Source organism: Pseudomonas pharyngis, assembly GCF_021602345.1.
Taxonomy (GTDB): Bacteria; Pseudomonadota; Gammaproteobacteria; order Pseudomonadales; family Pseudomonadaceae; genus Aquipseudomonas; species Aquipseudomonas pharyngis.
In genome coordinates this window covers 695,281-709,560 of the sequence record NZ_BQID01000002.1, presented here as the reverse complement: position 1 = coordinate 709,560, position 14,280 = coordinate 695,281, and the positions used below count along the sequence as shown (strand labels likewise).

Genomic DNA, 14,280 nt, shown 5'->3' with positions numbered 1-14,280 from the left:
CGAAGCATCAGGGCTCAAGTTCTGTCAGCGTTTCTCCCTTGGCAGGGTCGGGCACCGGAAGCTCGTCGATTTCCAGAAAAGCGTCATTTCTACCGTAGCTCAAGAACTTGTGAGAGCTTTCGTTCCCCTTGTTCTCGAAAATGACCTGAGGCCCTTGCTGAGTCAGCAGGATCCAGCCGGGCCGATTTCTCTCGGCAAAGTTCAGGCGTTCTACCTGCGCGCTGTGTCCATCGAAGTAAAACAGCGCACCTTGCAGGTAGTTCGAGGTGAACTCTCCCGAAATCAGGAGTGCGTTCACATCTTTTGTCAGATTGACGCATTGCCAATGAACGTTGCTGCCTCTGGAAGCGTCCGAGTCTTCGTACAGATAGTTCGTTTTCTGTGACTGGCGGATCTTGTAAACATGCGAGTCGAGAATGGGATGGCCACTGAGTAGCGAAACCGCACTTTCAGCACTGGAGAGATCGCAGCGGGTTACGGTGGAAAATTTGAGCTCGGCAGCCGACACCTGCAGACTCACCAGTCCGATAATCAAGCCTGTAACAAGACCCTTCACTTGGCCATATCTCTCAATACCTGCATTGAATTGGGCGCTGCACGCAGCTTGTCTGCACAGGCCTTGATTTTGGTGTAGTACCGGCCGTCAGTCCTGCCGCGATACTTTTTGTACGCTTCAGCAATCGGATCGGCTGCGCCGTTTTTTTTCTGGCGTTGAATCAGCAATTCCAGATATCGGGTGCCAGCACGAATGTTGGTGGCTTCATCCAGAAAACCGGGGCTGTCATGGAATTTGTCGGCCTCAAGATACAGTTTTGTTTCCGGCGAACGCTCTGCTCTGGGCTTGCTCAGATCTTCTATTCTGTACAACTCCCGAACAGCCCCCTTCAATAACTGCATCAGTCCCCGCGCCGTGCTTTCGCTTGATTCGGCTTTGGCATCAAAACGAGACTCCATGTAAATCTGGCAAATGATGGTGTCGTCATCGATCGACGATTGATTGTTCTTGGCGACCAGTGCCCGGATCTCTTTCAGGCGTGCACTGTCGTCCACCGGCAGCGCAGCAGACTTTTGCACGGTCGTGGGCGTCAGCACGGCTTTGCTGGTGGCCAGCGGTTGGTTCTTTGCCACGTCAGGCATCCCAGTGTGGATTGAGGGGAGGTACGTCATCATAGACTTCGATTGTCGCGGTCTCGGCTTCGAGGCTGCTGATCTTGCGCGTCTTGCCATGCTCATCCGTTCGCCCGACGAGGTTCTGACCCGAAGTGGTTTTGATCACATAGGGAAAGTTGCGCAAGGGCAGACCGCTGTTCTGATCCGTGATGATGAAATCCATGTCGTATTCGATGGCTTCCAATACTTCCTTGCGGGCGAGCAGGTTTCCGCTTTTATCGCTGGAGGCCGGTAAAGGAATCAATGGCGCCAGAATCGCAACTCCGGAACCCACACCCGGCGCACCGCCGGTATTGGCCTTCACCTCGGCACCACTGATGGTCACACCACCCGCGTCGACCTTGACGAAACTGCCGCCAGCCTTGGCCGTGAGTTCCATGCCACCCTCGATCACGACCTTGTCGCCGGCGTGGTAGTGAATCTCCGTGCCCGCCTCAACGAACTGCCCGGTGCCGACCTTCACATGCTGAGTCACGCCGACAGTCAGGTGATCGTTGGCGCGCATTTCGCTCTTGCGATCCAGGTGGGTGATGCGGTGTTCCTCGACCTTGAGTTCACTTAAAACATTGGCTTCAACGGTGTCATGCCGTTCATTGCCGACGCGGATCTTCTGGTCGTGCTCGATGTTCTCGTCCCAGTCGCGCTGGGCGTGGATATAGATCTGTTCCGCGCCTTTCTTGTCTTCGATGCGAAATTCGTTGTAGCCCTTGCCGCCGGGTGAACTCAGGGTCTTGAAGGTGCTGCGGGTCTTGTTCGCCGGCAGGTCGTAAGGGACGACGTTTTCCTTGTGGTACAGGCAGCCGGTCACCAGCGGCTGGTCGGGGTCGCCTTCGAGGAAGGTCACCAGCACTTCCATGCCGATGCGTGGGATGGCGATGCCGCCGTACGCTGCGCCGGCCCAGCCGCTGGCGACGCGCAGCCAGCAGGTGGTCTTGTCGTCGGCCTGGCCGTCGCGGTCCCAGTGGAATTGCACCTTCACGCGGCCGTACTGGTCGCAGTGGATTTCTTCGCCGGCGGGGCCGGTGACGATGGCGGTCTGGCTGCCGAGGACTTTCGGTTTCGGGTGTTCGAGGGCAGGGCGGTAGTGGGCGTCCCACGGGGTGGCCACGAAGCTGTTGCGGTAGCCCTGGTGGAAATCGCTCTTGTTGTCGGTGACGTCGCTGGTGACGTTTTCGCCCAGCACTTGCGGCTGTTTGCCTTCGTGGAAGACTTCCAGCAGCAGCCACAAATCGTTCCACTCGGCGCGCGGGTGTTCGGCCAGGGTCATGAAGTGGCCGCTGGTCAGGGTCGGCTCGTCACCTTTGCCTTCGGCGAGTTTGTAGTCGCTGCGATGGCGTTCCAGCGCGCGGGTCGAGAGGAACTTGCCGCGCTCGCGCGTGGTGAAGCGGCCGGGGTAGTCGTAGTCTTCCAGGTCCGGCATGAACGCGGACTTGACCGCGCTTTCGGGCAGGATCTTCGGCTTTTCGAAATCGTAATCGCGGCGGCTGACGCGGCTGGTGCGGGTTTCCAGGCGCAGGTTGAAGCGCTTGATCACCGGTTTGTCGGCGGTCATGCCGGAGTCTTGCTGGTAGTTGACCGGTTTCAGTTTGCGGAACACGGTCTGGTCGTCGCCGAACACCAGTTTGTGGCCGCTGCTGCTGTGCTGGAAGTGGAAGTGAATGCCTTCCTCTTCGCAAAGGCGCTGGATGAAATGCAGGTCGGACTCGTCGTACTGCACGCAGTAGTCGCGTTCCGGGTATTCGGCGCCGAGCTGGAAGCTGTAGGCATCGGCCAGGATGCCGCGATCTTCCAGAACGCGGGCGATGATCTTCGGCACCGTCAGTTGCTGGAAGATCTGCTGGTCATGGTTGTGCCGCAGGTAGGCCAGTTGCGGCACCAGGCTGAGGCTGTAACGGGTCAGGGTCTTGCCGGAATCGCCTTGCTCGATGCGATACACCAGACCATGAATCTTGCCCTCGCCAGTGGCGCCGAAGGTCAGGCAGCCAGGCTTGTGCAGGAGTTCTTCAAGGTTGAGATCGGGACGGGCGCTGACCAGTTCGAGGTCGAAACGGAACGGTTCGTTGAGGGCTTCGCGACCGGTGAAGCTGAGGACTTGCAGGTCGGCGGAAGCGCCATCAATGGCAAACCTGATGTGAGTAGCATTGGCGTCCAGCATGCTTTGAATTCCATCCTTGAATAAGCAAGAAACAAATGTAGCGGGGTTCACGCATTTCGCACAATCGGAAAATCCTGCGCACGGATGTCAGCGGAACAACCAGTCAGTTTCAGACTAAAGTCGCCTGTAGCACGTCAAAGCCATCTGCCATCATTGCCGTTCACCCCCGCGTGTTCACTGCCTCCCGGTTCTTCACTGGTCCGGGACGGGAGCTATTTCTGGTTGTTTGCGCCTCTGCGCAATCGTTGTTCTGTTGGAGTTTTCAATGCGTCCCCCATTTCCCCTCATCACCCCGCGCCAGTCGCTTGGCTTCGGAGCCTTTGTGCTGTGCGCCGGTTTTACCGCGCAGGTCCAGGCCAGCGGTTTTTTCGAAGACACCACGGCGAAGATCGAATCGCGCACGGTGTACTTCAACCGCGATTTCCGTGACGGGCATACCTCCAGTGATCAGGGCGCGTCCAAGCGCGAAGAGTCGGCGCAGGGCTTTATTCTCAATCTGCAATCGGGCTACACCGAAGGCACTATCGGTTTCGGGATCGATGCGCTGGGCATGGCGGGTTTCCAGCTCGATTCCAGTCCAGACCGCAGCAACAGCGGCCTGTTGCCGTCCAGCGGTGAAAACCCGCGCGGCTCGAAAGGTCAGTACGCAAAAATGGGCCTGACCGCCAAGGTCAAAGTCTCGGATACGGTGCTGAAATATGGCGCGCTGCTGCCGGATCTGCCGCTGCTCAAGTACAACGACGGCCGCCTGCTGCCGACCATGTTCAACGGTGCGATGCTGACTTCCAAAGAGGTGAAGGACCTGACCTTCATGGCCGCGAGGCTGGACAAGTACACCGCCCGGGATTCGAGCGATTCGCAAGACATCCGCGTGCACTGCAAGAACAAGCGCTATGCCTGCAACACCACCGCCGATCATTTCGACATGTACGGCTTCGACTACAAGATCAACGATCGCCTGACCGCGCAGTACCACTACGCCGAGCTGGAAGACATCTATCGCCAGCATTTCGTGGGTTTGTTGGCCAATCAGCCGCTGGGTGACGGCGTGCTGAAAGCCGATCTGCGTTTGCTGAAAAGCGCGGACAGCGGCGATGCCAAAGCCGGTTCCATCGACAACCGGGCGCTGAGCGGCATGCTGTCCTACGGCATCAGCGGCCACACCTTCAGCGCCGGTTGGCAACGAATGAACGGCGACAATTCAATGCCGTATCTGGATGGCAGCAACCCGTATCTGGTGAACTACGTGCAGGTCAACGACTTCGCCGCCGCCCAGGAGCGTTCGTGGCAGCTGCGTTATGACTATGACTTCAAGGCGATCGGCATCAACGGTTTGAGTTTCCTGACCCGCTACGTGAATGGCGATCACATCAAGGTGCCGGGCAGCGATCAGGAAGGCAAAGAGTGGGAGCGCGACAGCGAGTTGAAATACGTGATTCAGACCGGGACGTTCAAGGATGTCAGCCTGCGTTTGCGTAATGCGACTTATCGCGCCAACTACGAGAAGTTTGCTCGGGATGTGGATGAGACCCGGTTGATTGTGAGTTACAACTTTTCGGTGTTGTAACCCTTGGGCCAGTGGCGTCCTAAAGGGCACCGAAGGTCAGAGCCAATGCCAGAACCGGCTCCAGAACCCGCGATTCAAATCATCCTTGCACGCCGCGTATTGCTGGCCGTACATGTCCGAGCGGTTCTGCACCTTGCGCGCCACCGGCATCAGCCACGCCTTGCTGGCATAGGTCTTCTGGCGAAAACCGCCCCAGCCTTCGTGGTAGTTGAGGTACTGATTGTAGGCGTCGTACTTGTACACGCCGTTGATCGAGGTGGTTTTGTCCATGTACCAGCCGACGAAGTCGATGGCGTCGTCGAAGTCTTCGCGATCGGCGCCATATCGGCCGGTGCTTTTCTGGTAGTCAGACCAGACTTCATCCTTGGCCTGGGCATAGCCGGAAGCCGTCGAAACCCGGCCCCATGGAATCACCCAAAGCAAGTATTTGCGCGGCGTCTTGGCGTCGTAGCGGTAGCCGGACTCCTGATACATGATCGCGAACGGCACCTGGATCGGCACGCCCCAGCGCTTTTGCGTGACTTGCGCCGCGTCGTACCAATCACTTTTTTCCCGAAAAATCTCGCAGAGGTTTTCCGGCGAACGCGGTGGCGATGTTCCGCAACCGGTCAACATTGCCGCCAATACCAACAGTCCAACCGTGCGCCGCGAATTCAAAAGCCGTCATCCCGTCGTGCAAAAAAGGGCGCCAGTCTACGCGGTCAGGTCAACTGGTGGCGATAAGGCAAATCCGGACCTGTTTTACTGCATGTAAGGGCGGCGGCCTGTACGGCAAATCTGAGCATGCCGCCGATCTGCTCGCGGTTAAGGTGCTGAACACCTTCCACCGAGTCCAGTTCATGTTCGGTCAGCCAGGTGATCAAAGCGGCCTGAAAGGTATCGCCGGCACCGACGGTGTCAGCGATCTTCACCGAAGAGGCCGGCACCGACCATGAGCCGTGAGCGCGGCTGAAGACTGTTGCACCTTCACCGCCACGGGTCAGAAACACCACCTGGCAGCGATGCTGCAGCCAACCTTCGATGACCCGCTGTGGATCCTGCTCGGGGTACAGCAGGTTCAAATCCTCGTCGCTGACTTTGATCAGGTCCACCAACGGCACCAGCGTGGCGATCCGCTCGCGCCACAGGTTGATGTTCGGCTCGGGGTTGAGGCGCACGTTCGGGTCGAGGCTGATCAGGCGTTTACCGCTTTCGCGTTGCACCAGCGCAAGCAAGGTATCGGCAACCGGTTGCACCACCAGCGAGAACGAACCGAAGTGCAAGCCGCGCACTTCCGGGCCCAGCGATGGCAGATGGGTCAGGCTCAGCTGACGGTCGGCGCAGCCTTCACCCCGGAGGCTGTAATGCGGCGAGCCGTTGGCACCCACCGCGACCATCGCCAGGGTGGTCGGCGCAGCGAAATCCACCAGATAGTCCGGGCGTACGCCTTCATCCTGCAACACTTGCTGCAAACGCCGGCCGAGGTAATCGGTGGACAGCCCGCCAAACAGCGCCGAATCCACACCCAAACGGCGCAAACCCACCGCCACGTTGAACGGCGAGCCACCGGCAATCGCCTTGAAATTGACTTTCGATGCCTGCCCGCCGGCATCGTCTTCGCTGAAGAAATCGAACAGTGCTTCGCCACACACCAGGTACATAGTTGTTTGCTCTTTATAAGGTTGCGACATGCAGTCGATAGCGTTCATAGGCCTGCTGGAACGCCGCGACATTGGCGGCAACCGGCAGGGTTTCACTGTTCAGGTCGAGCTTCACGCAGCGCTGGCACAGATCGGCCAGAGTGTCTTCGTGGCCGTTCGACCACGATTTGCACCACGCCGCCTGAATCGCCGCGCCGAGGGCTGCGGCTTCGCTCTGCTCGGTGCAGATCACCGGGGTGTTCATGATGTCGGCGACGATCTGCCGCCACACCGCACTTTTCGAGCCGCCGCCGATCAGGCAAATGCTGCGGCTTTGTAAACCATTCTGGCGCAACAGATCCAGTCCATAACGCAAGCCGAAGGTGGTGCCTTCGACGGCGGCGCGGCACAGATTGGCCTGGGTCAGGTTATCGATGGTCAGGCCGTGCAGGCTGCCGGTGGCGTGGGGCAGGGGCGGCACGCGTTCGCCGTTGAGGAATGGCAACATGCTCACGCCCTCGGCGCCGATCGGAGCTTGGGCCACCAAGGCATTGAACGCGTCGAGATCGAGGTTGAACAGTTCGCGGATCGCACCGGTGGCGTTGGTCAGGTTCATGGTGCAGATCAATGGCAGCCAGCCGCCGCTCGAGGAACAGAAGGTTGCGACCGACGCATCCGGGCTGACCTTCGGTGCCTCGGCGTAGGCGTACACCGTGCCGGAAGAACCGAGGCTCATGGTGATCGCCCCCGGCTGAATATTGCCGGTGCCGATAGCGCCCATCATGTTATCGCCGCCACCGCTGGACACCATCGCGTTGGGGTTGATGCCCAGCTGTTCGGCAATGGCGGGAAGGATCGTGCCGACCGCTTGATGGGCGTCGATCAGTTCCGGCAGCGCGGCTTGCAGACGACCGCTGGCGTCGATGTCGCGCAGCAGCTGCAAATCCCATTGGCGGGTGCGCACATTGAAATAGCCGGTGCCGGATGCATCGCCGTATTCGCTGCACGCACGGCCGGTGAGCCAGAAATTCAGGTAGTCATGGGGCAGCAGGATCCGTGCGATGTGGGAGAACACATCCGGATGTTGCTCCTTGGTCCACAACAATTTGGAGACGGTGTAACCCGGCGCGATGACCACGCCGAGGCGTTCCAGCGAACCTTGTTCACCGCCCAAATGAGTCAGCAGGCGATCGTTTTCAGGCGTGGTTTCGGTGTCGCACCAGAGCTTGGCCGGGCGCAGGACCTGGCCTTGATCGTCGAGCAACACCAGGCCGTGTTGCTGGCCGGAAACGCCGATGCCCTGGATTGACTGACCGTCGACATTCGCCGCCAATAAAGCGCGGCGGGTGGCGAGGGCGAAGGCTTCCAGCCATTGCGCGGTGTCTTGCTCGCGACGGCCATTGGCGCCGCTGATCATCGTGTGCGCGGCGGCGCCCTGGCCGAGAACCTGACCGCTGACAGCGTCGAGGATGATCGCTTTGGTGCCTTGGGTGCCGCAGTCGATGCCGAGGAATAGTCGTTGTTTGTGCATGGTGTGAACCTGTTGGTTTTTTGGCGACTTCTAAAGCCACCTCTCACCCCAACCCTCTCCCCAGAGGGGAGAGGGGGAAAGGGAGCAGATTTGTGTAGGTTTCAATTCCTGAGTTCGGCTCCGGACTTTCAGGTCGATGTACCTCGGATAAACACCTCGGTCGGCTCCCTCTCCCTCTGGGAGAGGGCTGGGGTGAGGGGCTTTTCAGGCCAGAATACGCTCGAGAGTCCGAGTGACGCCTTCTTCTCGCAAGCTGTTCAGGCACCACTCAAACGCTGCCACAAACTCCTTCGAACGCGGTATCGCCGTACCGAAGATTTCTTCAACCCCCAACAACCGCTCAGTGATCAAAGCATCCTCCGCCACCAACCCCTGACAGAACGCCGCCCGAGGATCCGGAATCGAGTAAGTGTCGCCATTCTCGTCCACGCCCTTCAAGTAAAGTGCCCAAGCCGCCACCACCAAAGCCGCGCGTTTGGTCTCGCGCCCATCGGCAATCATCCGATTGATCGTCGGAATGGTGAACTTGGGAAACTTCGAAGAGCCATCGGAGCAAACCCGCTCCAACTGATCGGCAATCGCCTGATTGGAAAACCGCGCCACCAGCGTGTCCTTGTACTCGGTCAGGTCGATGCCCGGCACCGGCGCCAGTTGCGGGGTCACGTCCAGGTCCATATAGGCGCGCATGTAGCGCACAAACAGCGGGTCGTTCATGGTTTCGTGAACGAAGCGGTAACCCTTCAAAAAGCCCAGATAAGTCAGTGCCAGATGGCTGCCGTTGAGCAGTTTGATCTTCATCTCTTCATAGGGCGAGACATCATCGGTGAACTGCACGCCGACCTTTTCCCAGGCCGGTCGGCCGTTGACGAACTTGTCTTCCAGCACCCATTGCACGAACGGCTCGCAGACCACCGGCCAGGCGTCGTCAACGGCGTGTTTGTCCGCCAGTTGCAGGCGATGCGCGGTGCTGGTCATCGGCGTGATGCGGTCGACCATGGCGTTGGGGAAACTGACGTTGGCGTCGATCCAGCCACGCAGGTCCGGATCGAGCAGCGCGGCGAAGGCCAGCAGCGCCTTGCGGGTCACCGCGCCGTTGTGCGGCAGGTTATCGCACGACATCACCGTGAACGCCGGAGTGCCCGCCGCACGCCGCTTGGCCAACGCCGCACAGAGGAAACCGAACACGGTTTTCGGCTGTTGCGGGTTCGTCAGATCGTGCTGAATCTGCGGCAGGTGCGCCATGAATTCGCCGTTGCTGTCGTCGATGCAGTAACCGCCCTCGGTGATGGTCAGCGAGACGATGCGGATCTGCGGTTCGGCGAGTTTGTCGATCAGCGCCTGGGCGCTGTCCTCGGCCAGCAGCATGTCGCGGATCGCGCCGATGACCCGGACTTCGGTGTCGTCGCTGTCGCCCAGTTCGAACAGGGTGAACAGGTAGTCCTGCTCCTTGAGATCGTCGCGGGCGCGGCGGTCTTCGGCGCGCAGGCCGACGCCGCAGATCGCCCAGTCCAGCGCTTCGCCGGTGTTCATCAGCGCGTCGGTGTAATACGCCTGATGCGCGCGATGGAAACCGCCGACGCCAATGTGGGCGATGCCTTGGCGGGTGTCGCTGAGGCTGTAGGCCGGCAGTTTCACTTCGGCGGCCAGGCGGTTGAGGTTTTGCTTGTTCAGTTTCATCGGGTCAGTCTCGAAATCAGGCGGCCGCGCGCAACGGGCGGGTCAGCGCCACGCCGTCGGCATCGAACAGATGGCAGTGGGAAGCGTCCAGGTGCAGGTTCAGTTGTTCGCCGTAACGGCTCGCCAGATCACCGCGCACACGCATGGTCAGGGCTTCGCCGGCGTTGGTCTTGACGTGGCAGAAGGTGTCGCTGCCCAGCCGCTCGCTGACGTCGGCGATGACTTGCAGAGTGCAGTCGCCCGCTTGTGCCAGCTCCAGATGTTCCGGGCGAATGCCCAGGGTCACGGCGCTGCCGACACTCAGGTTCGCCGCGTTGAACGGCAGGGTGATGCGGGTGCCGGCGTCCAGCGACACTTCGCAGCTCGCGCCGTCGATACGCGCGATCTGGCCTTTGAGAAAGCCCATTTTCGGTGTGCCGAGGAAACCGGCGACGAACAGGTTGGCGGGGTTGTGATACAGCTCCAGCGGCGAGCCGACCTGTTCGATCTTGCCGCCATTGAGCACCACCACCTTGTCGGCCATGGTCATGGCTTCGACCTGATCGTGGGTCACGTAGATCATCGTGGCTTTGAGGTCCTTGTGCAGGCGCAGCAGTTCCAGGCGCATCTGCACCCGCAGGGCGGCGTCGAGGTTGGACAGCGGCTCGTCGAACAGGAAGATTTTCGGGTTGCGCACGATCGCCCGGCCGATGGCCACGCGCTGACGCTGGCCGCCGGACAGTTGTTTCGGCTTGCGTTCCAGCATCGGGCCCAGTTCCAGAATGCGCGCCGCTTCGCCGACTTTCTTCTCGACTTCGGCTTTCGGTACGCCGGCCAGGTCGAGGGCGAACGACATGTTTTTCTTCACGGTCATGTGCGGGTACAGCGCGTAGGTCTGAAACACCATCGCCAGATCGCGCTTGGCCGGGCTGACTTCGGTGATGTCGCGCCCATCCAGTTCGATGGTGCCGCCACTGACTTCTTCAAGGCCGGCGATCAGGCGCAGCAGGGTGGATTTGCCGCAGCCAGACGGGCCGACGAACACCACGAATTCCTTGTCGTTCACCTCAAGGTCGATGCCCTTGATGATGGAAAAACCTTCGAAGCCTTTTTGCAGATTCTTGATTTTCAGGTTGGCCATGGTGGCGCTCCTCATGCGAATTCTTATTTCACGGCACCGAACGACAGGCCGCGCACCAGTTGTTTCTGGCTGATCCAGCCGAAGATCAGGATCGGCGCGCAGGCCAGGGTCGAGACGGCCGACAACTTGGCCCAGAACAAGCCTTCGGGGCTTGAGTAGGAAGCGATCAACGCGGTCAGCGGCGCGGCTTTGGACGAGGTCAGGTTCAGCGACCAGAACGCCTCGTTCCAGCACAGGATCAGCGACAGCAGCACGGTCGACGCGAGGCCGCCCTTGGCGATCGGCAGCAGCACGCGGAGCATTTCCTGAGCCAGGGTGGCACCGTCGAGGCGGGCGGCTTCGAGGATGTCTTTGGGGATGTCCTTGAAGTAGGTGTAAACCATCCAGACCACGATCGGCAGGTTGATCAGCGTGTAGATCACGATCAGCGCGATGCGCGTGTCGAGCAGGCCGAAACTCTTGGCCAGCAGGTAGATCGGCATCAGCACGCCCACCGGCGGCAGCATCTTGGTGGAGAGCATCCACAGCAGCGTGCCCTTGGTGCGCTGGGTTTCGTAGAACGCCATCGAGTAGGCCGCCGGCACCGCGATCAGCAGGCAAAGAGCCGTGGCGCTGAAGGAAATCACCACCGAGTTCCAGGCAAAACTGAAGTAATCGCTGCGCTCGTTGATGTGCAGGTAATTCTCCAGCGTCGGCGTGAAGATGAACTGCGGCGGCGTGGCGAAAGCGTCGATTTCGGTCTTGAAACTGGTCAGCACCATCCAGAAGATCGGGAAGAAAATGATGATCGCGATGGCCCAGGCCAGCGTGCCGAGCAGCAGGCTTTGCAGCCGGCGGGATTGTTGAAGAGTCATGGCAGGCCTCAGGCTTTGTCAGTCAGGTTTTTGCCGATCATCCGCACCAGAATGATCGCGGCGATGTTGGCGATGACCACGGCGATCAGGCCGCCGGCCGAGGCCATGCCGACGTCGAACTGCACCAGCGCCTGGTTGTAGATCAGGTAGGCGAGGTTGGTCGACGCGTAGCCGGGGCCGCCATTGGTGGTGGTGAAGATTTCGGCGAACACCGACAGCAGGAAGATGGTTTCAATCATCACGACCACGGCAATCGGCCGCGCCAGGTGCGGCAAAGTCAGGTGCCAGAAGATCGCGATCGGGCCGGCACCATCGAGGCGGGCGGCTTCTTTCTGTTCCTGGTCGAGGGACTGCATGGCGGTCATCAGGATCAGGATCGCGAAGGGTAGCCATTGCCACGAGACAATGATGATGATCGACAGCAGCGGGTAGTGAGCCAGCCAGTCCACCGGTTGCGCGCCGAACAGTTTCCAGAGGTAGGCGAGGATCCCGGACACCGGATGGAAAATCAGGTTCTTCCAGATCAGCGCACCGACGGTGGGCATGATGAAGAACGGCGAAATCAGCATCACCCGCACGATGCCGCGACCGAAGAATTCGCTGGCCTCCAGCAGCGCACTGATCAACACGCCGAACACCACGCTGATCAGCAGCACGCTGCCTACCAGCAGCAACGTGTTGGTGGCGCCGGGCATGAAGCCGGAGTCGGTCAGGAAGTAGGTGAAGTTTTCCAGCCCGACGAACTCGTTGGTGCCCGGGTCGAGCAGGTTGTAGCGGATCATCGAGAAATAGACGGTCATGCCCAGCGGCACGATCATCCACAGCAGCAACAGGGCCACCGAAGGGCTGACCAGAAACCAGCCGGGATTGGCCACGCGGCTTTTGCGCCGGGGCTGCGACAGGTCGATGTGGGCTTTGGCAGTTGAAGTATTCATGGTGATCACAACCGTTTTAAAAGGCAGACTCGATCCACTGTGGGAGCGAGCCTGCTCGCGATGAGGGTGGCCCATCCGCCACATTTTTGAGACCGGATTACCGCTATCGCGAGCAGGCTCGCTCCCACATGGAAATGCGCAGGATTACTTCGGATAACCCGCGCGCTTCATCTCGCGTTCGGTGGTTTGCTGCGCGGCGGTCAGTGCCTGGTCGACCGTGGTCTGGCCGATCAGCGCCGCCGAGAACAGCTTGCCGACCTGGGTGCCTACACCCTGGAATTCAGGAATGGTCACCAGCTGGATGCCGATGTACGGCACAGGCTTGAGGGTCGGTTTGCTCGGATCAGCCGCTTTCAGCGATTCCAGCGTGACCTTGGCAAACGGCGCGGCGCTCATGTAAGCGTCACTGTAGGTCGAGGCGCGAGTGCCCGGCGGTACGTTGGCGATGCCGTCGGTCTTGGCGACCAGTGCGCCGTACTCTTTTGAGGTGGCCCAGGCGCTGAATTCCTTGGCGGCATCCTTGGCCTTGGAGCTGGTAGGGATCGCCAGCGCCCACGAGTACAGCCACGCCGAGCCTTTGTCAGTGACCTGATGCGGCGCGTAGGTAAAGCCGACGTGATCGGCGACCTTGCTTTGAGTCTTGTCGGTAACGAACGAACCGGCGACGCTGGCATCGACCCACATTGCGCACTTGCCGCTGTTGAACAGCGCGAGGTTTTCGTTGAAACCATTGCTGGAGGCACCCGGCGGGCCGGATTTCTTCATGGTGTCGACGTAGAAGTTCAGCGCGTTTTTCCACTCCGGACCGCTGAATTCGGGTTTCCACTGCTCATCGAACCAGCGTGCGCCGTAGGCGTTGGCGATGGTGGTGATCAACGCGATGTTTTCACCCCAGCCGGCCTTGCCGCGCAGGCAGATGCCGTACTGTTCCTTGTCCTTGTGGGTGAGTTTTTCGGCGAAGCCAGCGATCTGTTCCCAGGTCGGACGCTCGGGCATGGTCAGGCCGGCGTCCTTGAACAGGTCGGTGCGGTAGTAGGTGATCGAGCTTTCGGCGTAGAACGGCAGGGCGTACAGCGAACCTTTGACTGACAGGCCTTCGCGCACCGACGGGAACACATCGTCGAGGGCGTAGCTGGCCGGCAGATCCTTCATCGGTTCAAGCCAGCCTTTTGCACCCCAGAGTGCGGCTTCGTACATGCCGATGGTCAATACGTCGAACTGCCCGCCCTGAGTGGCGATGTCGGTGGTCAGGCGCTGACGCAGGACGTTTTCTTCCAGCACCACCCAATTGAGCTTGATGTCCGGATGCTCGGTCTCGAAGGTTTTCGAGAGCTTTTGCATGCGGATCATGTCGCTGTTATTGACGGTGGCGATGGTCAGGGTCTGGGCGCCAAGGCTGACGCTGCTGAGGGTCATGCAGGTGAGGGCCAGCAGAGCTTTTGCAGTGGGTTGCATCGTGCACTCCTTTTCTGCACCCGGCGGGGGCAGAAGGACAGTTATTGTTTTTGTGTTCTTCCAGCGGGGGAAGAATGTGCACTGATTACAGCCTTCTGACGCAGGGCTGACAAATCATCCCTAGCACTTGAATCGATACTTTTTTGCACTCGGGATTGGTGCGGCAAACGCAGGGAAGGGCGTTTCAGAACGGCGGC

Annotated in this window: 12 protein-coding genes; 1 reads left to right on the top strand and 11 read right to left on the bottom strand. The window is 60.0% G+C overall.

What is annotated here, in order from left to right; translation table 11 throughout:
* Positions 1-7: 7 nt before the first annotated feature.
* From L6D74_RS06735 to L6D74_RS06725, 3 genes are read right to left on the bottom strand one after another with little or no spacing between them, the layout of a single operon-like run.
* Positions 8-556: a hypothetical protein gene (locus L6D74_RS06735; RefSeq protein ID WP_236188363.1), complete on the bottom strand. Its 549-nt coding sequence runs from the start codon at positions 554-556 to the stop codon at positions 8-10.
* Positions 553-1,137, bottom strand: a complete 585-nt coding sequence (locus L6D74_RS06730) for a lytic transglycosylase domain-containing protein (protein WP_236188427.1) — start codon at positions 1,135-1,137, stop codon at positions 553-555. Before L6D74_RS06730 ends, L6D74_RS06735 begins: the two co-directional genes overlap by 4 nt.
* Entirely contained in the window at positions 1,130-3,325 is a 2,196-nt protein-coding gene (locus L6D74_RS06725) for a type VI secretion system Vgr family protein (RefSeq protein ID WP_236188360.1), read from the bottom strand. The genes L6D74_RS06730 and L6D74_RS06725 overlap by 8 nt, the downstream gene beginning before the upstream one ends.
* A gap of 265 nt (positions 3,326-3,590) precedes the next feature.
* Here L6D74_RS06725 and L6D74_RS06720 point away from each other — a divergent pair, with 265 nt between their 5' ends.
* Positions 3,591-4,892: an OprD family porin gene (locus L6D74_RS06720; RefSeq protein WP_236188359.1), complete on the top strand. Its 1,302-nt coding sequence runs from the start codon at positions 3,591-3,593 to the stop codon at positions 4,890-4,892.
* Positions 4,893-4,928: 36 nt separating this feature from the next.
* On the opposite strand, the gene L6D74_RS06715 is transcribed toward L6D74_RS06720, so the two are convergent.
* The 8 genes from L6D74_RS06715 to L6D74_RS06680 all read right to left on the bottom strand — a co-directional run bounded on the left by L6D74_RS06715 (position 4,929) and on the right by L6D74_RS06680 (position 14,083).
* On the bottom strand, positions 4,929-5,549 hold the full coding sequence (locus L6D74_RS06715) for a transglycosylase SLT domain-containing protein (RefSeq protein ID WP_236188357.1): 621 nt from the start codon (positions 5,547-5,549) through the stop codon (positions 4,929-4,931).
* Positions 5,550-5,593: 44 nt separating this feature from the next.
* A complete protein-coding gene (locus tag L6D74_RS06710) occupies positions 5,594-6,532 on the bottom strand; it encodes a carbohydrate kinase family protein (RefSeq protein ID WP_236188355.1) in 939 nt (312 codons plus the stop codon).
* Between the two features lie 13 nt (positions 6,533-6,545).
* Positions 6,546-8,042 (bottom strand): xylulokinase, encoded by a 1,497-nt coding sequence (xylB, locus tag L6D74_RS06705; RefSeq protein ID WP_236188353.1) that lies wholly within the window; start codon positions 8,040-8,042, stop codon positions 6,546-6,548.
* A gap of 204 nt (positions 8,043-8,246) precedes the next feature.
* The gene (locus L6D74_RS06700) at positions 8,247-9,719 is read right to left on the bottom strand and encodes a mannitol dehydrogenase family protein (protein ID WP_236188351.1); all 1,473 of its coding nucleotides are present in this window, start codon (positions 9,717-9,719) and stop codon (positions 8,247-8,249) included.
* 16 nt (positions 9,720-9,735) lie between these two features.
* The gene (locus tag L6D74_RS06695; RefSeq protein WP_085610232.1) at positions 9,736-10,839 is read right to left on the bottom strand and encodes an ABC transporter ATP-binding protein; all 1,104 of its coding nucleotides are present in this window, start codon (positions 10,837-10,839) and stop codon (positions 9,736-9,738) included.
* A gap of 23 nt (positions 10,840-10,862) precedes the next feature.
* On the bottom strand, positions 10,863-11,693 hold the full coding sequence (locus L6D74_RS06690) for a carbohydrate ABC transporter permease (protein WP_007957423.1): 831 nt from the start codon (positions 11,691-11,693) through the stop codon (positions 10,863-10,865).
* Positions 11,694-11,701: 8 nt separating this feature from the next.
* The gene (locus L6D74_RS06685) at positions 11,702-12,628 is read right to left on the bottom strand and encodes a carbohydrate ABC transporter permease (RefSeq protein ID WP_011334053.1); all 927 of its coding nucleotides are present in this window, start codon (positions 12,626-12,628) and stop codon (positions 11,702-11,704) included.
* A 144-nt stretch (positions 12,629-12,772) separates the two neighbouring features.
* Entirely contained in the window at positions 12,773-14,083 is a 1,311-nt protein-coding gene (locus tag L6D74_RS06680) for an ABC transporter substrate-binding protein (protein ID WP_085610234.1), read from the bottom strand.
* Positions 14,084-14,280 lie beyond the last annotated feature (197 nt).